Source organism: Bacillus sp. JHAA, assembly GCF_036961585.1.
GTDB lineage: Bacteria > Bacillota > Bacilli > Bacillales > Bacillaceae > Bacillus > Bacillus velezensis.
Genome location: NZ_JBAMDE010000002.1, coordinates 281,499 through 303,614, shown reverse-complemented (window position 1 = coordinate 303,614; position 22,116 = coordinate 281,499). Strand labels below are relative to the sequence as shown.

At 43.3% G+C, this 22,116-nt stretch carries 17 protein-coding genes, 2 tRNA genes, 2 pseudogenes and 1 other annotated feature; of the genes and pseudogenes, 1 reads left to right on the top strand and 20 read right to left on the bottom strand.

From position 1 onward, the window contains the following. Window position 1: 1 nt before the first annotated feature. Genes leuB through ilvB form a run of 5 tightly spaced genes read right to left on the bottom strand, consistent with a single transcriptional unit; the run spans window position 2 to window position 5,953 of the window. Window positions 2–1,099, bottom strand: coding sequence for a 3-isopropylmalate dehydrogenase (gene leuB, locus V7728_RS05540; protein WP_003152604.1), 1,098 nt, complete (start codon window positions 1,097–1,099; stop codon window positions 2–4). A 20-nt stretch (window positions 1,100–1,119) separates the two neighbouring features. Further along, a complete protein-coding gene (locus tag V7728_RS05535) occupies window positions 1,120–2,676 on the bottom strand; it encodes a 2-isopropylmalate synthase (RefSeq protein WP_076425052.1) in 1,557 nt (518 codons plus the stop codon). Continuing rightward, window positions 2,663–3,691: a ketol-acid reductoisomerase gene (ilvC, locus tag V7728_RS05530; RefSeq protein WP_007408142.1), complete on the bottom strand. Its 1,029-nt coding sequence runs from the start codon at window positions 3,689–3,691 to the stop codon at window positions 2,663–2,665. Before ilvC ends, V7728_RS05535 begins: the two co-directional genes overlap by 14 nt. 22 nt (window positions 3,692–3,713) lie before the next feature. Further along, window positions 3,714–4,232: an acetolactate synthase small subunit gene (gene ilvN / locus V7728_RS05525; RefSeq protein ID WP_025285067.1), complete on the bottom strand. Its 519-nt coding sequence runs from the start codon at window positions 4,230–4,232 to the stop codon at window positions 3,714–3,716. Continuing rightward, window positions 4,229–5,953, bottom strand: coding sequence for an acetolactate synthase large subunit (gene ilvB, locus V7728_RS05520; protein ID WP_032866714.1), 1,725 nt, complete (start codon window positions 5,951–5,953; stop codon window positions 4,229–4,231). Before ilvB ends, ilvN begins: the two co-directional genes overlap by 4 nt. A gap of 119 nt (window positions 5,954–6,072) precedes the next feature. After that, window positions 6,073–6,324, bottom strand: a binding site (T-box leader). Window positions 6,325–6,746: 422 nt separating this feature from the next. Between ilvB and V7728_RS05515 the strand changes: the two genes are divergently transcribed. Next, complete coding sequence (locus V7728_RS05515; protein ID WP_015417942.1) at window positions 6,747–7,097, top strand: hypothetical protein; 351 nt, start codon at window positions 6,747–6,749, stop codon at window positions 7,095–7,097. Between the two features lie 39 nt (window positions 7,098–7,136). On the opposite strand, the gene V7728_RS05510 is transcribed toward V7728_RS05515, so the two are convergent. The 15 genes and pseudogenes from V7728_RS05510 to V7728_RS05440 all read right to left on the bottom strand — a co-directional run bounded on the left by V7728_RS05510 (window position 7,137) and on the right by V7728_RS05440 (window position 22,091). Continuing rightward, window positions 7,137–7,322, bottom strand: a complete 186-nt coding sequence (locus V7728_RS05510) for a hypothetical protein (RefSeq protein ID WP_007408136.1) — start codon at window positions 7,320–7,322, stop codon at window positions 7,137–7,139. 563 nt (window positions 7,323–7,885) lie between these two features. Further along, window positions 7,886–8,262 (bottom strand): annotated as a pseudogene (locus tag V7728_RS05505) (recombinase family protein); the annotation flags it as partial. A gap of 266 nt (window positions 8,263–8,528) precedes the next feature. Next, entirely contained in the window at window positions 8,529–10,022 is a 1,494-nt protein-coding gene (locus tag V7728_RS05500; RefSeq protein WP_076425054.1) for a restriction endonuclease subunit S, read from the bottom strand. Continuing rightward, on the bottom strand, window positions 10,019–11,449 hold the full coding sequence (locus V7728_RS05495) for a class I SAM-dependent DNA methyltransferase (protein WP_076425056.1): 1,431 nt from the start codon (window positions 11,447–11,449) through the stop codon (window positions 10,019–10,021). Before V7728_RS05495 ends, V7728_RS05500 begins: the two co-directional genes overlap by 4 nt. Before the next feature lie 132 nt (window positions 11,450–11,581). Next, window positions 11,582–14,788: a type I restriction-modification system endonuclease gene (gene hsdR / locus V7728_RS05490; protein WP_025853160.1), complete on the bottom strand. Its 3,207-nt coding sequence runs from the start codon at window positions 14,786–14,788 to the stop codon at window positions 11,582–11,584. 648 nt (window positions 14,789–15,436) lie between these two features. Next, a tRNA-Arg gene (locus tag V7728_RS05485) sits at window positions 15,437–15,510 on the bottom strand. A gap of 125 nt (window positions 15,511–15,635) precedes the next feature. Next, window positions 15,636–15,709: transfer RNA gene (locus V7728_RS05480), tRNA-Arg, on the bottom strand. 113 nt (window positions 15,710–15,822) lie between these two features. Beyond that, a complete protein-coding gene (locus tag V7728_RS05475; protein ID WP_076425060.1) occupies window positions 15,823–16,332 on the bottom strand; it encodes a YfcE family phosphodiesterase in 510 nt (169 codons plus the stop codon). Between the two features lie 15 nt (window positions 16,333–16,347). Next, window positions 16,348–16,944: an XTP/dITP diphosphatase gene (locus V7728_RS05470; protein WP_087920775.1), complete on the bottom strand. Its 597-nt coding sequence runs from the start codon at window positions 16,942–16,944 to the stop codon at window positions 16,348–16,350. An 11-nt stretch (window positions 16,945–16,955) separates the two neighbouring features. Beyond that, window positions 16,956–17,693 carry a ribonuclease PH gene (gene rph / locus V7728_RS05465; RefSeq protein WP_099566996.1) on the bottom strand — a complete coding sequence of 246 codons (738 nt, stop codon included), beginning with the start codon at window positions 17,691–17,693 and terminating at the stop codon, window positions 16,956–16,958. Window positions 17,694–17,802: 109 nt separating this feature from the next. Further along, on the bottom strand, window positions 17,803–18,888 hold the full coding sequence (locus tag V7728_RS05460; protein ID WP_099566997.1) for a GerMN domain-containing protein: 1,086 nt from the start codon (window positions 18,886–18,888) through the stop codon (window positions 17,803–17,805). Between the two features lie 105 nt (window positions 18,889–18,993). Beyond that, a complete protein-coding gene (racE, locus tag V7728_RS05455) occupies window positions 18,994–19,812 on the bottom strand; it encodes a glutamate racemase (protein WP_012118125.1) in 819 nt (272 codons plus the stop codon). A gap of 7 nt (window positions 19,813–19,819) precedes the next feature. After that, window positions 19,820–20,260 (bottom strand): MarR family winged helix-turn-helix transcriptional regulator, encoded by a 441-nt coding sequence (locus V7728_RS05450; protein WP_003152580.1) that lies wholly within the window; start codon window positions 20,258–20,260, stop codon window positions 19,820–19,822. Between the two features lie 186 nt (window positions 20,261–20,446). Beyond that, window positions 20,447–20,533, bottom strand: a pseudogene (gerE, locus tag V7728_RS05445) (spore germination transcription factor GerE); the annotation flags it as partial. Between the two features lie 31 nt (window positions 20,534–20,564). Continuing rightward, entirely contained in the window at window positions 20,565–22,091 is a 1,527-nt protein-coding gene (locus V7728_RS05440; RefSeq protein WP_335371360.1) for a recombinase family protein, read from the bottom strand. Window positions 22,092–22,116: the final 25 nt, after the last annotated feature.

The following is a 22,116-nucleotide window of genomic DNA, read 5'->3' as shown; positions in this document are numbered from 1 at the left end:
GTCACACTATAGATTTTGTATTCGAGCCGGCTAATGCGGCTTTTACTTTTTCAGTAATGTCATGCGTTCCGGCATATTGGCCGTCCCGGGCGATATCACGTGTACGGCTGCCATCTGCAAGCACCTTTGCGACCGCTTTTTCCACCGCCTGCGCTTCGTTTTCAAGCCCGAAAGATGTTCTCAAAAGCATCGCCGCTGATAAAATCGCCGCAAACGGATTTGCCATCCCTTTACCGGCGATGTCAGGCGCAGATCCATGCACGGGTTCAAACAAGTGAAGACCTGAACTTGATAAACTGGCTGACGGCAGCATGCCGAGCGAGCCTGTCAGCATGGAGGCTTCATCGCTTAAAATATCGCCGAACATATTCTCAGTTACGATGACGTCAAATTGGCTCGGAGCGTAGATGAGCTGCATCGCGGCATTATCGACAAGCATATGTTCAAGCGTCACATCAGGAAATTCTTTTGCGATTTCATCCGCTGTTTCACGCCACAGCCTGCTTGAAGAAAGCACATTCGCCTTATCAACGGACGTCACTTTTCCTTTTCTGCCGGCAGCCATCTTAAAGGCTTCTCTGACAACGCGTGCGATTTCTTCTTTCTTATAAAAAAGGGTATCGACCGCTTCCTTTTCTCCCGCTTCATTGACATACTGTCTGCTCGGTTCTCCGAAATAGAGGCCGCCCGTCAGTTCCCTGACGATTACAAAGTCGACGCCGCTGATATATTCTTTTTTCAGCGGAGACGCCTCAGACAAGCTTTCAAATACGGTCACGGGACGCAGATTGGCAAACAGGCCGAGTTTTTTTCTGATGCCGAGCAGGCCTTTTTCCGGTCTGAGCTCCGGAGGATTTTGGTCCCATTTCGGCCCGCCGACTGCCCCGAGCAGGATGGCGTCGGATCTTTCACAAAGAGCCACCGTCTCCTCAGGAAGGGGGTTTTGGTGGGCGTCAATAGCCGCTCCCCCGATCAGTCCGTTTTCAAATTCAAATTCATGTCCGAATTGTTCGGCAACGCTTTTCAATACATCTGCCGCTGATTCCGCCACTTCCGGTCCGATTCCGTCACCGGGCAGCAAAGCAATGCGTTTTTTCAAATCAAACGTTCTCCTTTCTATTACGAGCCGACCGCAGTCTGTCTCTTTAATCCGTCTATATTGCAATCCAGCACCAATTGCCGGTTCACGGCGTTCAGATAAGCTTTAGCAGAAGCTTCCAGAACATCCTGCGCGATTCCCCGCCCTGATGTTTCTTTTCCGTTCACGGTCACTCTGACAAAAACTTGAGCCAGCGCGTCTTCGCCTTTCCGGTTGGATTGGATGCGGTAGTCTGTCAGTTCAATATTTTTATCGATGCAGCGCCCGAGCGTATTATAAACGGCTTCTACGCTGCCCGCCCCCGTTGCCGCCTCTTGAATCAGCTGTTCGTTTTCCTGATTTTTTAAAGAGACTGTTGCAGTCGGCACCTGAGACGTCCCGTAATGCACTTGCAGAGACAAAAATTCATAGCCGATTTTTTTGTCTGTCACTTTTTCTTCTAAAATAAGAGAAATCAAGTCATCATCGGTGATTTCTTTTTTCTTTTCGGTCAGTTCTTTAAACATCGTAAAAAATTTATTGATTTCCTCACTATCAAACTGGAATCCAAGCGTATTCAGGCGGTCTTTGAACGCGTGGCGCCCGGAATGCTTTCCGAGTACGAGCGCATCAGCAGTCACGCCGACAAGTTCCGGCGAAATGATTTCATATGTTGATTTTTCTTTCAGGAAACCGTCTTGGTGAATGCCGGACTCATGTGCGAAAGCGTTATCTCCGACGATTGCTTTGTTGCGGGGAACGGCCATACCCGTCAGTTTGCTGACAAGATCACTCGTCCGCTTCAATTCATGAAGATTAAGAGATGAATCGGCTTGATGCGCGTCATTTCTGACATGAAGCGCAACGGCGATTTCCTCTAGCGCGGCGTTCCCGGCTCTTTCTCCTATGCCGTTAATGGCGCATTCAATTTGATCAGCGCCGTTCTCAATTGCCGAAAGCGAGTTGGCAACCGCCATTCCGAGATCATCGTGGCAATGGGCTGAAAGCTTTACCCGGCTGATATTCGGAACGTGTTCCTTCATATATTTAAAGATGTTTCCGTATTCATCCGGCGTCAGGTAACCTACAGTGTCCGGCAGGTTGATGACGCTCGCGCCGGCATCAATCACTTCTTCAACGATTTCAGCCAGAAACGGAAGTTCGGTGCGGCATGCGTCTTCTGCTGACCATTGAACGATCGGAAAGCGTTCTTTTGCATACTTCACCATTTCAACCGCTTTTTCCTTAACCTCTTCCCGCGTCATTTTCAGCTTATGCTTCAGATGAATGTCAGAAGTGGCGATAAAGATGTGAATCCGCGGGCTGGCCCCGTCTTTCAGTGCTTCCCAGGCTGCGTCGATGTCACCTTTGACAGATCGGGCAAGCCCTGTTACCGAACAATTTTTAATCGTTCTTGCGATTTCCTGCACGGCTAAAAAATCACCTCGGGATGAAGCGGGAAATCCCGCTTCAATAATGTCCACCCCGAGTCTTTCAAGCTGCTTGGCTATCGCCAGTTTCTCCCGGGAATTGAGGTTGACCCCGGGGGATTGTTCACCGTCACGAAGGGTCGTGTCGAAAACATTAATTTTGCGCAACGGAGACCACCGCTTCCTTCTTTTTGCCTTGTTTGACAAACGGCATCATTTCACGAAGCTGTCTGCCGACCTTTTCAATCTGATGCTCGTTTTCACTTGCATTGATCGCATTGAAACGAGGACGGTTCACTTGGTTTTCCACGATCCATTCTTTCGCGAATGTACCGTTTTGAATATCCGTTAATACTTGTTTCATCGATTCTTTTACCTTCGCATCGACTACGCGCGGCCCTGAGACAAAATCTCCCCATTGAGCCGTATCAGAGATAGAGTATCTCATGCCCGCCAATCCTTCTTCATACATCAAGTCTACGATCAGCTTCAGTTCGTGCAGACACTCGAAGTATGCGAGTTCAGGCTGGTAGCCGGCTTCTGTCAGCGTTTCAAAACCCGCTTTGACAAGCGCCGTTAAACCTCCGCACAGAACGGCCTGCTCACCGAACAAATCCGTTTCCGTTTCTTCCTTAAATGTTGTTTCAAGAACGCCCGCACGCGCTCCGCCGATTCCTTTTGCATAAGCAAGAGCCGTATCTTTCGCTTCGCCTGATACATCCTGGTAGATGGCAAACAATGCCGGTACGCCCGCGCCTTGTTCATATGTTCTTCTGACAAGGTGTCCCGGTCCTTTAGGGGCGACAAGGAATACATCCACATCAGCAGGAGGCACGATCTGATGGAAATGGACGTTAAATCCGTGTGCGAATACTAATGACTTGCCCGCCGTCAATTCATCTTTGATTTCAGCTTCATATACTTTTTGCTGCTGTTCATCCGGAAGAAGAACCATAATGATATCAGCCTGGGCAGCCGCTTCTCTTACCGAAAAGACTTGATGACCGTCTTCTTGGGCCTGTGTAAATGATTTTCCTTGTCTGACGCCGACAATGACATCAATTCCGCTTTCTTTTAAGTTCAGCGCATGTGCGTGACCTTGTGAACCGTAACCGATAATCGCTACTTTTTTACCTGCCAATACGTTCTCTTTGATATCACCGTTATAATATACTTTTACCATTTTAATCTCTCCCTTTTTTGTGTTATACAATTGAAATTGTTTTATTGGATGACGCCTTCTGCTGGGTTCCCCTCGCAAAAGCCGTTGTGCCCGTTCTCGCGATTTCTTTAATGCCGTAGGGTTTGAGCAGCTCTATGAGCGCTTCGATTTTATTAGATTCGCCGGTAACCTGAACGACGACGCTGTCTCTTGAGACATCAACGACGGAAGCTCTGAACGGCTCAATGATTCCATTGATTTCCGTTCTGGCCGACGGTGCGGAAACAACTTTGATTAATGCCAGCTCACGCTGTACAATCGATTGGTTTGTAATATCCGTCACTTTCAGGACGTCAATTTGTTTGTTAAGCTGCTTTGTCAGCTGCTCTACGTCATTTTCGCCTTCCACATGGACGACAAATGTAATCCTTGAAACACCGCTTGTTTCCGTGTGGCCTACAGTGATGCTTTCGATATTATAGTGTCTTTTTGTAAACAGGCCGGTGATCCGGTTTAATACTCCCGAGCGGTTGACCACCGTTAATGTGATAATGCGTTTCAAGGTTTCACCCCCACCATTTCATGAAGTCCTTTACCCGGCGCAATCATCGGGAATACTTTCTCGCTTTTGGCGACCCGGACGTCAATAACGGCCGGTTCTTTTGATGAAAGCGCCTTTTTAAGCTCTTCTTCCGCCTCTTCCTCCGATGAAATCCGGACGCCTTTAATGCCGTAGGCTTCTGACAATTTGACAAAGTCAGGCTGCGCCGAGAATTTGGATTCAGAATAGCGCTCTTCATAGAAGATTTCCTGCCACTGTCTGACCATGCCCAGACATTCGTTGTTCAAGATAACCACTTTGACAGGAAGATTCAGCTGCCGGATGACATCTAATTCCTGAAGGGTCATCTGAAAACCGCCGTCTCCGAGGATGGCAACGACCGTGGCGTTACGATCGGCCAGCTGCGCTCCGATAGCCGCCGGAAGGCCGAAGCCCATTGTGCCTAGTCCCCCCGAGGTAACCCACTTATCAGCCTTTCGGAAAGGATAAAACTGAGCCGCCCACATCTGGTGCTGGCCGACATCCGTCGCCACAATCGCCTCACCGTTTGTGAATTGGTGAATATACTCAATCAGCTTTTGGGGTTTCAAGCCCTCTTCTCTGTTGTCTGTATACCAAAGCGGATATTCTTCTTTCCATTCTGAAAGCTGCTGTTTCCATTCCTCTGTCTGTCCCTGTTTTCCGTTTTGCTTCAATAATTCCTGAAGGACGATTTTACTGTCGCCGACCACCGGAATCTGCGTTTCGATAATTTTTCCGATTTCAGCAGGATCAATATCGATATGCGCTACTTTGGCCGATTTTGCAAAATGCTTCAGATTTCCGGTCACACGATCATCGAACCGCGCTCCGATGCTGATCAACAAATCACAGTGGTAAAGCGCCATATTCGCTGTGTATGTGCCGTGCATCCCCGCCATTCCCAGAAAAAGAGGATGGTCTGCCGGGAAACCGCCCAGACCGAGAAGCGTGTGCGCTACCGGGATTTGCTGCTGTTCAGCATAATTTTTTAAATCTTCTGAAGCTTTACCGTGCAAAACACCCGCTCCGGCTAAAATAACCGGCTTTTTCGCACTGCTGACAGCTTCCACGAGCTTTCGGATCTGCAGATAGTTAGGCTCTTTTACAGGCTGATAACCCGGAAGGCTGATCTCGTGATCATATCTGAACTCTCCTTCAAATGCTGCGACATCCTTCGGTATATCAATTAATACCGGGCCCGGTCTTCCCGTCGTGGCAATATGGAACGCCTCTTTAATCACACGGGGGAGATCTTCCGGACGGCGGACTTGGTAGCTGTGTTTCGTAATCGGCATCGTAATTCCTAAAATGTCGGCTTCCTGGAAAGCGTCGCTGCCGATGACCGAAGTGGCCACCTGACCGGTAAACACTACGAGCGGCAATGAATCAATCATCGCATCCGCAAGACCGGTAACTAAATTTGTCGCTCCGGGTCCGGAAGTAGCAATCACAACCCCCGGCTTTCCGGAGACTCTCGCATACCCTTCTGCCGCATGAATCGCGCCTTGCTCGTGGCGGGGCAGGATGTGAACCAATCCTGATTGATACAGTTTATCGTAAATCGGAAGGACGGCTCCCCCCGGATAGCCGAAGATCATCTCGACATTTTCTTTCTTTAATGATTCAATCAGCATCAGAGCCCCGTTCATTGTTTTTGTACATTCGGCAGACAAAGAATCCGCCTGTACATTTGTGCCCATTTTCAGTTCCTCCTTTTCAATGTTCCTTTCTAAAATCCAATTCATAAAACGCAGCGCCGGCTGACGCAAATAAAAAAGCCTTCCCACCCACATTCAGCCAAGCATTTCATGCGATAGCCAAAAGGGGCGAAAAGGCTTTGCTTTCCGCGGTACCACCCTTGTTTACGGTCATATGCAGACCGTCTCATGGATAATGATTATCCGTTTTGATAACGAGTAAACATTGTGTTCACTCGGCCGAGTCCTACTCTTTACATTTCAGACCGGCACTCTGAGGGGAGTTCACTTTGATTTGTTTTACCGGCTCTCAGCGTTACCGGCTCTCTGTGAAAAACTTCAGCAAAGCTACTTATCCTCTTCTGCGCTTTTTATTATGGCAGCTCTTTTATTAAAAAAGAACCTTCATTTGTTTGTTTTTTCAGTGTTTTATGATTTTTCTTTTTAGCGTGAATCATTTATTTATTTTTGTTTGAACTCATATTACGCCCGTTTGCAGACAGTGTCAACAGCATTTTTATAATTATTAGACAATTTAGATTAATCAATCTACTTTGTATACGCTTTCATTACTGGTACAAAGGGATCTGTAAATATTAAAAGTTTTTATCATTTTTTTATTAATCTCTCAAGATTACATGAAATTTTTCCGTTCATATACGAATATGTCACATTTTATTACACGATTTTTCTCTGTCCTTCCGGCATGCTTGTCAGATATTCCGTTCGATTGAACAGGCTCTTTCTACAGACATACGCATACACTGTTCTTATCTCGTAAGAAATGAGTGATGTCATGAATAAGATGTTATCAGGCATGCAGGGCCTGCCTCCTGGATTTCCGCCTTTACCGGTCTTACCGCCGCAGTCTTACTATCCTCCGGCCCCGATGCATACAGCACCATATCAAGGCGGCCCTTCTTTTCAGCAGGGATTCCCGTCATCCGGATACGGACAGCAGACCCCGCAAAGCACGCTGTCATTCGCCGGGCAGCAATTCGTTCCGTACCCTTATACAACCGGGTACTACGGCCAATCCTTCAGTGACGTCGGCGGAAGCCTCGGCGCAGGGGCCCATCCCGGCGCGCTCGGGGGCGGTTTCAGCGGCCATGCCGGGGGCTTCAGCGCTCCGAGCGGATTCAGATGATACAAAAACCGGCCTCCCACGGCCGGTTTCTTTTCTTATTCACAGAGTATAACGGTCATTCCACTGATTCATTTCCTGCTCCGTATAGTAATCAGCCCTTGAAACCTCAACGATGATTAAACCGCATTGAGTGATTAAAAATTGCTTCAGTTCCTCAAACAGCTCGTCTTTTCCGCAAAAGATCGTTTCTATATTGTGATTTTTATATGCAAATGCGTACTTCAAAAGCTAATTCCTCCTGCTGTCTTTCTATCATTCATTGACAAAATGCATGATAGAAATTAGATAATTTATCACTCAAGGGCGCCTTAAGTATCTTTATACATATATTTATTACGGTAAATATTACATTAAGTTTCATTTATATTAAAATTACTTTACAATTTTTCATCAAATACGGAACTTTTGTTTCGTAAAATAAAAAAATAAAATACAAAAAAACCTCAAACCCATTGTCAGGACTTGAGGTTTTTTATACGTCCCAGGAGAGATTCGAACTCCCGACCGACGGCTTAGAAGGCCGTTGCTCTATCCGGCCTTCATCCTTTACATATCGCTATCGTTACGTTCATGTATAACGGTCACTTTCCGAACTTTGACCGATTGACTTAATTTCTATTATATTTGCTTATACTGTACAGTTCAAGCATTCATATAGTAGAAAAAAAACCTATTGAAGAGGTAATACAGTTGTACTTAAATCTGCTATGTTAAAAGGTATAGGTATTTATTTAAAGAAGTGGTTTCATGAGAGATAACAAAGAATGCTGTCCCTATTGCGATGCTGATGCAACCCACGAGAATACCTGTAACACCAAGTCAGCCACGAAAGAACCGATGGATTCATTGTATTTCCGTGTATCCAACAATGGCTTATCAATTACAACAATATGTGCTTCGATGTTCTGTGTGATATCTTTCCACTCGTTTAAAATCATCTCTTTGTTACGACCTAGCCTATCTAATGAATGTATGTATACGTATCTCCTTTACGCAAACGCAATTTCAAAGCTTGGTATTGAGGTCTATTGACGTCTTTCCCGCTTTGCTTATCGATATAAATATCACGCTCATCACTTCCAAGAGCATACATACTATCCAGTTGTCGTGCTTCATTTTGTTCTTTGCTGCTTACTCTAACGTATCCAAATTCTTTGTTGTCCATAATTGATTCCACCTTGAGGCATCGGTATCTTTTCTTTGATATCACTTATAAGTCTACACCCTCTGCTATCGATATTATTATCGAACTCGAATAGGGTTTCACTGCAACTCTTATTACTTTACCATGCTAAATCACATTCATAATGTGAGTCGTGTCGGAAATTTACCGATTGTCAGTTTGTGAATGAGAGTGGTTCTGTATCAAACCAATACCACAACGCAACCATAAAAGACAGGCATCCAATTAATTTGGATGCCTTCTTATAACTATTTCACCTGTTCTTGCAGCACTTCTTTTAACAATTCAATCGCACTTTCTTCACTTGGGTCATTTGTTCCTAATTCACCTCGGAATGCTTTTGAAAGAATTGATTGCTTTAGTTCGTCTAAATTTTTTTCATCAGACACTAGGCTTAACACAATTTCTTCTCTCTTAATCATTTCCTCTAATTTACTTACTATTTCAGCTTGTTCTTCAATTGAAGGAATTGGCATAACTAAATTTCTACTTTGAGAAACAGATATATTACTTTGACCTACAACACCTCTAGTTTCATTGATTACATCTCTTAACGTTTCATCATATTGTAGACAGTAATAAAGATATTTTGGTAATACATATTTTATTGGTCTAAAACGGACAATCGCTTGATTCATGTTCATTTCAGAATATTCTTCTGGAATTATGGCTATTTTTTTTAATGGCGGACCAACTATATTCATAATTACATCATTAGGTCTCAACATTGATTTCTTTAACTTTGATTTATGAACCTCTTTAGGAATGTATTGAGGCTTATACGAAAAGTCAACTTTATTATTTACTATGTTATAAACTTTTAAAAATGGAATTTCTCCTTCCTCAGAAATATCTTTAGAAGGTGTACCTCCACAATTTATGTTATAACAAAACATATTTGCCTTTATATACAACCAATCATTATTATTTATACATTCCACTATATTAAGTTCGTCAAACATCTCTATTATTTCAGATACTTCTCTCTTAGTTTCAGCAATTTGAAATCTTTCTTTTTTTATCATCTCAAGTCTTTGGGCTGCCGAATCTACTGAAAGATTTTGTTGACGCCATTTCTTTGTCAATTCCCCACGAAACGCCTTATCCAAAATAGCCGCTCGACGAAGGTCAAACGTTTCCTTCGCTTCCTCAATCAACTGCTTTGCTTCTTCAACTTTACTTAAAAGCCGCTCCACTTTCTCAGCAATCCGTTTTTGTTCATTAAATGGTGGCAGTGGGAAAGTGATTTTTTTAAGTTTCTCTACTTGTATACCTTTAACAGTAGAGCCTGTTGACATCGATTCAATTAACGGGGTATTCATTGTAAAAAATAACCACAAAAAATAAGGCAGTATTTCAATTTTTGGTCTGACTATTTTTAAATCTTGATTAATGGTTGTCGATATCTTTGTTATTGCACTCTTACCAGGAGACATTCTTGTAATTAATAAGAGTTCATTTGGTGATGCCATAGTAGCCGAACTGTTTTCCAAACCTTCAACCGTAATATAATCTATTGTAGATGATAAATACCCATTCTTAATATCTTTTACTGTAGCCCACGGAATATCTCCATTCCAATAATCACTATTACTCTTCGAAGGTGTGCCCCCACCTATGAAGTTCAATATGTGTCCTGAATTAACCCACATCCAATTCTCTGGCACTTGATAAGGTTGTTCCTCATGTGGCACTACCACTTCTTCCATCAACTCTTCGATGGTCTTTTGTGTCTTACTCATTTTCTGACCACCCCATCCTCTTCAACAGCACGTAACTCCTCAACTACTTCACCTAATAAATCCATTGCTTGCTGAAGTTTCACTATCGCTTCTTCTGCTGATTCAATCGGGTCTGGTAAGTTTTCATATGAAGATAATGATTCATCCGCAATCAATCCAATATCTAAACTATCATCCTTTTTGGCAATTTCTTCTCGTGTAAACACATTCCAGCGTTCATCTTCCACTTTAGAACGGTCTTCTGCCACATATGCCTTCATGAAGTTTTCAAAATGAGCCATTGTTAGCTGATTACGTTTTCCAAATGAAGTCATATTTGTACGAAGGTCATAGACCCAAACATCTTTCGTGTTATCTTGGTCTGTTGTTCCCCTTGTAAAGAATAAGACATTCGTTTTTACACCTTGCGCATAAAAAATTCCTGTTGGTAAGCGTAAAATCGTGTGTAGATTACACTTGTTCATCAAGTCACGACGAATTTGTGCGCCAATACCACTTTCGAACAACACGTTGTCGGGCAAGACAACCGCTGCTCTTGCATTTCCATCATCTTTTAAAGCGTTATAAATCAACTGTAAGAAATTCAACTGTTTATTCGATGTTTCAAACGTTAAATCGTCACGGGATACCCGTTCCCCGCCTTTTTTTGTACCGAACGGCGGATTTGTTAAAATAACATCAAAGTTCTTCATCCATTTCCCGTTGCCCGATAACGTGTCTCCTTGTTCCAAACGACCTTCGATATTATGAAGCAACGCATTCATGAGTGCCAGACGATGCGTATCTTTAACAAGTTCCATCCCTACAAAGGCTTCTTTCTTTTGGAACTCGGCTTCTTGTGGTTCTATATCAAAGTAATCATCTGTTTGATTCTTTAAATATTGGTCTGCAGCAATCATGAAACCGAATGTTCCAGCTGCAGGGTCAGCACACCGCTCACCAATTTTCGGGTCAATTAATTGAACCATCACATCAATTAATACACGAGGTGTGAAGTATTGCCCCGCTCCCGATTTCTTTTCACTGGCATTCTTCTCTAACAATCCTTCATAAAGATTGCCCAGTCCTTCTTCTTTTGCATTGTACCAATCAAGGGCATCAATCGATTTAATAATCTTCTCTAAGTTTTTCGGCTCAGCAATACTTGTAGAAGCATCACTGTATATTAGACGCAGCCGCTCATTTTCACTGCTTCCTAATTCAAGTAATAATCGCTGATAAAATGTCTTTAATTCCAAACCTTCTTTATCTAACAAATCATCCCATCGATATCCTTCTGGAATCACACCTTCTGTTTCCTGCTCCTTCATCATTTTGAGGAATAATAAGTAGGTTAACTCTGTTACATATTGCTGATAGGTAATCCCATCATCACGTAACACATTACATAAATTCCATAGTTTTTGAACGATTTCTTGGTTGTTCATTTTTCAGCCTCCTGCTAACTCTGAGTATATTTTAATGTTGGATTCTCATTCAAACCTCATTAAAGTGAAAATCAAAGATAAAGTAACTTATCTATTATAACTGAAAAAGTGCCCCTATGAAGAGGCACATTGTTAACTAATATAAAGGTTCTCATTTATAGTGGTAACAACCGTATCAATATAGTCACCGAACTCCCGCTTCAGCAATTTATAGCCGCCCGGAGTTTTAAATGGTTCTTCCGAGAATGCCTCTTCTGCAGTCGGTGCTAATACAGGCACTTTAAGTAATTGCTTTTCTATTCTCTCTAACCATTTCTTCTGTCTTGGAGTCCAATCATGCAGTGAATACACTTTTTGCATCGCTTGTTTAATACGTGCTTCATGGGCAACTAGTGCTTCACCTAATGCAGCTTGGCGAATAAAGCTAATAATGTCTGCTGCAATGTCTTCATTTTTTGTCTGCTTCCAAGCTGTCTGCAAATGCGATTGCTTAAAGCCTTTCGTTTCTAGAATGGTAATAAGTTCTCGTAAATCCTGCCTTGTTAAATCTTTCGGTCGTGTGCAAATAAGATGAAGAGCGGGAATTTCATTAATATTTTCTTGGATAAAACGAACGAAACCTTCTAAATAATCTTCTGGTCTCTTGTTTCCTTCACCATATCCCCGAACCACATCTGTTACTTCATCCTCTTTGTTGGAGATATATCGTTTCTCGCCTTTTACCCGATAGGCTTCCATATATTCAAATAACATGTTGTGCTGTTTTGCTTCTTGCGGAGTATATAACTGAATTTCTTTCGCCCACTCATCCACATTTTTTCCATTCGACAATTCTTCAAACTTTTGTTTTCCTTCTTCATTCAGCCTTTGCTTGCGACGCTGAATTTTCGCTGCCAATTGGTTACGATAAAACGAAGCTTCATCTTCTGCAGTAGCATTGGCAAGTGATTCATATAGTTCACCGATACTGTAATTTTGTTTCTTTACAACAGGTTTCATCTCCGTATAGCTTTGCAATTTATCGTAGATGCCCACTGCATCGTAAATGTTAAAGTGTGTTTTTCCAATGTCGGGACAAAGACGGGTTGCACGTCCAAGCATTTGGTCATAAAGAATACGAGACTGTATACGCCGTAAGAATACTAGATTTGTTATTGGAGGAACGTCAATGCCTGTGGTGAGTAAATCAACCGTTACAACGACATTTGGCAGCCGCTCGTTCTTAAACCTTTTAATGGCATCTAATGGCTTATAGATATAGCCAGTAATTTTCATAATAGCATCATCTTCAATTTCATCGCCACGTTCTTTAAAGGCTTCCTTTAATAACCGAACAACCAAATCTGCGTGTTGGTCAGTGGCTGCAAAGATAAGAGTTTTCTCTTTTCCTGTCGGATCAATGTATTCAACCAGTTTGTTTAGAACCGCCCGATTAAAAGGTTCAGTAATTACCCGTTTATTAAACTGCTCAACCTCAAAATGAATGGTATCTTCCATTTTTTCTAGTTGAATCTCGCCTTTATCAACATCATACACTTCAACTTCTTCGTCTTTTTCAAGAGTAATGCCGACTTGTGAAAGTTCTGTCTTAAACAGATATGGTGGTTCATGGTCAACTAAGTAGCCATCCAGAACCGCTTCACTATAAGAATACTTAAAAATAGGCATACCAAAAATCTCTGTTGTATGAAGAGCTGGTGTTGCAGTAAGTCCTAAACATGCCGCATCAAAATAATCAATTACACGTCGATATTGGCTAATATAATCATTTTGGTCACGGAATTTCAATTCTTCCTCTGACATTTCTTTGTCACTTGTATAGCCACGATGTGCTTCATCTACAATGATGAAATCATACTGCCCGACACTTGGAAGCTTTTCGTTATCGCTATAGAAAAGTCTTCTAACCATTCCCTGCACCGTCGCAATTTGCACCTTCGTTTCAACTTCTGGAGACATGTCTTCTAAAGACTTCACATCGTATATATCAGCAAATGAGTAGCCTTCAATTTTTGTATCCTTAAGTGCATCCTCTGTCTGTTTTCCTAACGAATTACGGTCTACAAGGAAAAGAATACGACGACATTTTTTGGACTTAATTAAGCGATACATGAGGGCGATAGCTGTACGAGTTTTCCCAGTTCCAGTTGCCATCGCAATAAGCATTCTTCGTTGCCCTTCTTTTAATCCCTCTTCAGCGGAAAGTACCGCTCTTTGCTGATAATGACGCAAACCAAACTTCGTAATATCCTCTTCTTCTAATCGTTTATTCGCATCCTTATCATCTTGACTAAGAAGAAGCTGCAAGTCGTCAGGTGAATGCCAGCCTTCTAATGGGCGAGCATGTTCTAACGGTTTACGTGAATCCCAAAACCAGATGCCCGACTCTTCTTGAAGTTGTTTCAAGTATGGTCGGCCGTTCGTTGCGTATAAGAACGGCACCTTATATTCACCTGTTGTAGGTGTGATGACTTCATCTTCGACTTGTGCCGCATTTTTTGCATACACTTTTGTTTGACTTTCTAATGCGCCAGGAATCGTTTTCTTTTTTGCCTTAGCTTCAATAAAGCCAACAAGCTTTAAGCCAATAAACAACGCATAGTCAATCCTGCCGCCATTGACCTTCCATTCAGCAATTGCCATGTTTCGATTTTTCTCTGGCAGCGTTCCGTTCTTTTGATGATTGAGTACAGTTGTGTCTACTTCCCATCCAACAGCACGTAGTTTTCCATCAATAATCGTACGCGTTTCGGCTTCAGTTAATTGCTGTCGACGCATAAAGTTTTTGGATATTTTTTTACGCTCGATTTTTACCTCTTCTTGTTCCACTTCCGCCTGTCGACGAATTGCCTCTAATTCTTCTTCAAGCTTTTTGACTTTTTCCTCATATTCTCGCTGAAGTGTTTCTGTACTCTGTTCTACTTGTTCTTGAAGTTCTGTATACTCTGGTGCTTGAAAATCCCAATCACCATATACCTCCATGAACCAAATGGACAAGCGGAACGTTAATTGCAACAAAGCCTTTGCTTCTTCTACTTTTCCATAATCCGCTTCATGCATCGCTACATTCCCTTTGCGACGAAGAGCCTCTAATATATCAATTAATTCAGGCTCAAGTAACCTTTCCCGACGCAAAGTGTTAATGCGATCCACTTGCGTTGTACCATATGCCTCTTTAATATTTTCAGCGGCAAGAATAAATTTAGTTAGTGTTTCAGCGAACAATCGCAGTTTCATTACTGTTGTATGGGGGTCATGATATACATTTCTCTCAGCTGTCTCTCCCAAGTTAGCAAGTACATCCCATTTCCCTTGAAAAAATGAAAAGTTGCCACTCATTGTTATCACCGTTTTCCTAAAAGGTTGTTTGTGTCTATTATACTATAATCATGCAAAAATTAGGAATAATATGTATCGCTCTTTTTTCTACTCTGCTCCTTAGTTTAGGTTCATTCTTTAACCAAGTGAATAAAAGACGGGTTTTATTAGTTATTGTTTAAATATCGGAGCTGCGACATCAGATTTGATCGATAAAAAGAAGAGCCTCAATTAAGAGACTCTTACAAAGTTTGTGCCTTTTAGGTTATATAAATCGAATAATTGCCGCATCCGCTCCATATATAGATTCTGCAAGTGTAACCTCTTAACTCCCAAGTCATAGCCAGCAAAGATATCTTCAAGTACTTGCTGCGTGTAGAAGAGTCTAATAAATACTTCCTCTCCTCAGTGGCAAATCCAATCTTCTGTTCCTTGTATTCCTGAAGCCTTTGCTTGTGACGTTTTTCAGCCTTTTTCATGATATTTACCTTGCGTTTTAGCACATAGTCAGCTTCATTTTCATTTTCTTTTGGTCACAACAAAAAACCTCCTATACCGAAAGTGATATAAGCCAATAACAGGTGTAATTTCTTACTTGACCGTTATACTGACCGTTTCACTAAACGAAATAAGAGGTTGATTTGACGGGCTTCACACCCGATTTCTTAGCGTCCCAGGAGAGATTCGAACTCCCGACCGACGGCTTAGAAGGCCGTTGCTCTATCCGGCTGAGCTACTGGGACATGAAAAACAAATTGTTCTGCTGATCATTTTACCATGATTTCACCGAATTGACAATATAGGCATCCGATAAAAAAGGCCAGCGGCATCAGTTTTCACTCTGATGTCACCAGCTCTTTTTTTTGTACGTCCCAGGAGAGATTCGAACTCCCGACCGACGGCTTAGAAGGCCGTTGCTCTATCCAGCTGAGCTACTGGGACAGCTTTTGCTTTATGTATCAGCGACAAGATTTATTATATACAGGTTCAAATCATAAGTCAATATTTTTTTAAAAACTTTTGATGGGGAAGAATGAAATCTCCCCCATCACTTGTTAAAAACTGATTGTAGTCCCCAAGTCCTTCAATTCCCGACCCGTTTCGTCGTAAAATGTCACGGCGACTTCTCTTTCAGTAAGAGTAAGAATGGCATAGCTTTTCACATTGCGGACTCTTGGAAGACGGATGCTGCCCGGATTAATCAAAAGCTTGCCCCGAAGCTCTTCACTCCCGGCAATATGTGAATGGCCGAAGCAGACGACATCCGCCCCAAGCTCTTCCGCCCGGTAAAAAACAGTTAAAAGTGACTGTTTAATGCCGTGAAGATGCCCGTGAACGGCCAGAATTTTCTTTGAACCGGCGTCCAGAAGAAGTTCATCCTGAAACCCGCCGCCAAAGTCGCAATTGCCTTTTACCGTGTGAAACGGCGTGAGTGCCGGATGTGCGGCGTCAAGCTCTGAATCACCGCAATGAATCATCAGATCCGCTTCGTCTTCGTGCCGCTTTGCAATCGTCTCCAGCTCGTCTTCAAGGCCGTGACTGTCACTTATTATCAGCACTTTCATTGCATACGCTCCCCCTTATGAATCAAGCAGCTTTGACAGTTTCTTGAGCGCCTCAGCCCTGTGGCTGATTTTGTTTTTCTCAGCGCTTGTCAGCTGGGCCATGGTTTTATCTTTATCTTTTACAATAAAAATGGGATCATAGCCGAACCCGTTATCCCCCTCGGGTCCTTCCGCAATATACCCTTCAACATGACCTTCGACCGTTTTTGTTTCCTGCCCCGGCATGCTGACGGCAAGGGCGCAGCGGAAACGGGCCGTGCGCTGCTCTTTTTCGATGCCTTTTAATTCTGACAGCACCTTGTCCATATTCGCTTTATCATCTTTTGCTTCTCCGGCATAACGGGCTGAATAAACGCCCGGTCTGCCTCCAAGGTTGTCCACCGATAAACCGGAGTCGTCTGCAATGACCATTTTGTTGACGGCTTTTGCCACGGCTTCCGCTTTTAAGATGGCGTTTTCTTCAAAAGTATGTCCGGTTTCTTCAATTTCTTCCGTAAATCCGATTTCCGCCAAAGAAGAGACGCTGTAGCCTTTCGGTTCGAGTATTTCCTTGAATTCTTTCACTTTTCCCTGATTGTGTGTCGCAATAATGGCTTCTTTCACGGTGATCAGGCCTCTCTTTCTTATTTCAGTTCAGGCAATGTTTCTCCCAGCACTTCTTTTTGCTTTTGAATAAGCGTCTGGATTCCTTTTTCGGCAAGGCTTAACAGTCCGTTTAAATCTTCACGGGAGAATGTGGCTTCTTCGCCCGTCCCTTGAAGCTCTACAAAACGTCCGCTTCCCGTCATGATGATATTCATGTCGACTTCAGCCGTCGAATCCTCTTCATAATTCAGATCCAAAAGAAGGCCTTCTTCTTTATCCATCCCGACAGAAATGGCCGCGAGATAATCTGTCACAGGAGAGGTTTTGATAACGCCGCTTTTTACGAGTTTGCCGATCGCAATGGCCATTGCCAAGAAGGCGCCGGTAATGGAAGCCGTTCTTGTTCCGCCGTCAGCTTGAATGACGTCACAGTCGATCCAGATCGTCCGTTCGCCGAGCTTCTCCAAATCAACGACGGCCCGGAGCGCGCGCCCGATCAGCCGCTGAATTTCCATCGTTCTGCCGGAGACCTTTCCTTTTGAAGATTCTCTTATCGTTCTTTGATTCGTCGCGCGGGGAAGCATGCTGTATTCCGCTGTGATCCAGCCTTTTCCTCCGCCGCGTAAAAATGGCGGCACCCGGTCTTCCACAGATGCATTACAGATGACCTTCGTATTTCCCGCTGTAATTAAAACAGAGCCTTCCGGGTGAGTGATAAAATCCAAATCAAATGTGATAGGGCGCAGCTCATCGTGCTGTCTTCCGTCGTGTCTCATATTTTACCTCCGATTATATGTACATAAACCTTTTGTTCCGGATTGTGAATAAAGAAAGAGGCAGCCGGAACGCTAACCTCTTTTTTACTAGTATATCAAAAATCGCAAATTAAAAACTACCCGTATTCACTTGTGACGGCCTCGAAACAGGTTTTGAAAGGGATTCTCCTTTTTCATTCACCAGTTCTGATTTTCCGTTTACTTTTATAGAAACACTTTTAATCGACGGCTGTTCGGTTAATGTGAGAACGATGCTGTCCAGTACGCCCGATGATACCATTTTTGTTTTTTCGTCGGCGCTTCCGTAAATGGAGCTGTTAAAGTCCAGTGTAACTTGGCCGTCTTTTACTTTCGGCTTGCTGAGAAGCTTAACATCGTTATTAAAGTCCGTCAAAAGCCCGCTTGCTTTGCCCGGTCCGTCGGCGAGCTGTTCAACGGCAGCGGTGATGTCATTTGTTTCCGAATTGTCAATCCGCTTTGTGACAGGCACGTAGTATTCGCTCGTCTCTGTTTCCGCCAGATAATAGACAGTCAGCGGATGGGTGTCTGTCAGATCATTCACTCCGGCCGTTTCAATATTAATCCCGTCTTTTCTGCTTAAGTCGCCCGTAGTTGGCGTGCCGCCCACAGGCATTTCTTTCAGCTCGTGCCCGTTGATTCTGATTTTGACTTTATCTATTGAGCTGAATTGGGTAAGCGTCCATGTAATCGATTGCAGGATTTTTTGTTCGTCTTCTTTTTTATAGTTTTTAAATTCCTTCGAAAAATCAGCGACGGCAGTGCCGTCTTTTTTAATATCGACATTTACCGTCGTATCCGCAGGGAGCACCGCTCTGAAGCCGTTCGGCAGGATTTCTGACACAGGCCCTCCCTGAACCAAATACTCAAGGGCCTGCTTTGCGGTTCCCTCACTGTTCGGAAGAGGCAGTGTCTGTGCTGCGACATAGCCGTTTTTATCAATCAGATACAGCTCTCGCATGACTGTATTGGCCGGCTGGTCGGCTTTAGAAGTGCCGTTTTTCTCTGACTGCTTTGGTTTTGCCTGAATTCCCGCTTCATCCTTTACATATGAAATGTCTTGAGGCGGGTCAATTTCCCCGGCTGTTTTATCGGATTGAAACAAACCGCATCCAGATAACACAAAAGCCGAAGTAAGACATGTTGCAGCAATGACTGCAGGTCCTTTTTTCAGCATACTTTTCCCTCCTAAGGCTGTTTGTACTATGATGTATACGAGCCCTGTCCGGGAAATAGACCGGGAAGCGCAAAAAAACCCGCCGTAAACAGCGGGTTTTTTGATTTATTTTCTGACCGGCTCTTGAAGGGAGATGCACTCGACATGGCCGATTTCGTGGCCGAACCAGTCTTCGGCAATTTTTGCGAAGCCGTTCCGCTCTCCCGTTGTAAGAAATTGATGCTCCGGTGCATGTTTCGATTGGTTTAACAAACCTTTATAAGACAAGATGGTGCTCACTTCTCTCGCCGTCTCGTCTCCGGAGGAAATGATTTTCACATGCTCTCCCATATAGTTCTGAATCGGATCCTTTAAAATCGGATAATGTGTACATCCTAAAATCAAGGTGTCAATTGATGTACCTTTTAAAGGCTCAAGCGATGCTTCAACCGCTTCCTCCGCTGATTCCTGAAGAAACCGTCCGCTTTCCACAAACGGTACGAGCAGCGGACAAGCCGTGTTCTCAACTTGAAGTTCTGCGTTTAATCCGAGCAGCGCCTGCTCATACGCTCTGCTTTTAATGGTATTGACCGTGCCGATGACGCCGATATGCTGGTTTTTCGTGACCTTTATCGCCGTTCTTGCACCCGGCTGAATGACGCCGACAACCGGAATATCCGTTTTGCGCTGAATATCCTCCAAGGCAATGGCCGTGGCCGTATTGCAGGCGATCACGAGCATTTTGATATGGTGGTTTTCCAGCAGGTAATCGGTCATTTCCCACGTGTATTGAAGAACTTCTTCTTCAGGACGCGGGCCGTACGGGCAGCGTTTTGTATCTCCCACATAGATGATATTTTCCTTCGGTAGCTGTCTCATGATTTCCTTAGCAACGGTTAACCCGCCAACCCCGGAATCAATGACTCCTATCGGCTGTTCCAACAAAATCGCCTCATTTTCTTTTCATTTCATGCTGCAGTTTCAATAATGATTTTTCGAAAGCGGCTGTTTCTTCTTCGGAAAATGTCGCAAACATATCCCGCAAATAAGCCTGTCTTTTCAAAATCACTTCTTGGATAATGCGCTCTCCTTCAGCGAGAAGATGAATTCTGACGACCCGTCTGTCAGCCGGGTCTTTGACCCGCTCGACAAGCTTATTTTTTTCCATGCGGTCTATCAGATCCGTCGTCGTGCTGCAAGCCAAATACATTTTGCCTGATAATTCGCCTATTGTCATATCCCCCAATTCATAAAGCCATTGAAGCCCCACGAATTGCGGCGGTGTAATTGCATATTGGTTAAGGATTTCTCTTCCTTTTTGTTTAATGATCGCAGCGATATGGCGGAGTGATTTTTCGATATCCGCAACATGCTCTACAGATTTTGATGTCATTTGTCCATCCCTCACTCAAGGATCTTTCTGGGCTATGCGCTCCGTGTCTATTTTCCTTCTTTTTTTAAGAAAATGCAAGACTGACGGAGAAAAAGGAAAAACCGGGATTTTCACCGCATGCCCATCAGCCCGGGCGCCAACGCAAATAACCGGCTCCTTCTCGAAAAGAAGGAAAACCGGCAAGAATCAGAGCTCTAGCTCACCCATTCTAAGAAGCTCGACAACAGCTTGCGAACGCCCTTTCACACCTAACTTCTGCATGGCATTTGTTATGCATATCTTTTGCAAACATAAATGAGAATGATCACTGGAATTTATAATGAAAATCAACGGTTCCATCTTCATGAATGACCAATTTTTCGATAAGCGCATGAAACGCCTCATACAAATCCTGGTCCTTTTTCTTTAGAAGACTAAAGGCAATTTTAATGTTGGTAATGTCAATTGATTCTTCTTCTTCACGCTCAAGCAGAAACAGCTTATCATTTAACTGTTCCAATTGATCCTCGATCTCTTTCCGCTTGGATTGGAATTCGGCTTTTGAGATCATTTGGTCTTCGAGGAATAATTCCAGCAGCCGTTTATGTTTTTTCTCAGCTGCTTCAATTTGAACTTTTGTTTCTCTGATCCGCCGTTTCTTTTTCTCTTCATAATCTGATTTCACATTCAGTTTTAATTTACGGCCCTTCTCCTTGAGCTTTTCAATAACTATTTCGCGTAAATCTTTATACTGGATGGGCGGGTGAGAAATGCACATGTTTTTCCCTCCGCGTCGGTAGGCGCTGCACTTCACATAATTGTGCTCTACTTTTACGCCATCTTTTTTCCTGCGTCTATAGCTAAACAGGATGACCATATTCGCGCCGCAAACACCGCACTTCATTAAGCCGCGAAGTTCGTTTTTCGGATTGAAACGTCGTTTTTTCAGCACATGCTTTTTATTATTCGCCTTTTCGTATTCTTCCTGTGTAATGATCTTCGGCGCCCAATCTTTATAAATCGTCCATTTTTCCTCTGGGTTACGGATGAATTTTTTTCGGCCCCCGATTTTCACTTGAGTATACCGGTTTGCAATGAACACACCGCAATAGATCGGATTTTGTAAAATCCTCTGAACAGTTGATAGTTGCCATCGCTCATTCTGCTGAGGCTTGGGAATATTGCCGAGCAGCAATTCTTCATTTAATTTGTGCACAACTCTCTTTTGGCCGTAACCGTGATTATTGTATAAATCAAAAATCATGCGAATCACTTTTGCTTGTTCTTCGTAAATTTCAAGAAACTTGCCGTTTTTCTTATACCCATACGGAACCCGGCCTGAATGTTCCCCGCGCCTTGCTTTCGCTGCGAGCGCGCTACTTGCTGAAACCGATATTGTCTGTGGGTATTGAGCAGCAAACATGGAAAACATTTCGAACTTCATTGAGTTTTTTCCTTCATATAAACTGTCATATCCCTCTTCCAGCGTAACTACACGAACGCCGTGCGCCAGCAAAACCTCTTTTATATCTAGCGCATCCTTCAGATCCCTTGCAAGCCGGCTGATGGATTTAAATACAACCATTTTCAATTTGTGATTCTTGGCCTTGTTTAAAATTAACTGCATGGCTTTACGGTCGAGAAGAATTGTTCCACTTATACCATCGTCCAGCTGGATAGCCTCGTCTTTCCATTCATAGTTGTTTTTTTCAATCCAGTGATGGCATATGTCTATCTGGTTTTGTATGGATGTTGTTTGGCTATCCTTTTCAGACGAAACCCTGGCATAAACCGCGTAGGGATAATCTTCATATCTGATCAATTCCTCTGTATTTTTTTCCTCAAAAAACAAAATATCACCCCGTTTGCAAAAGGTA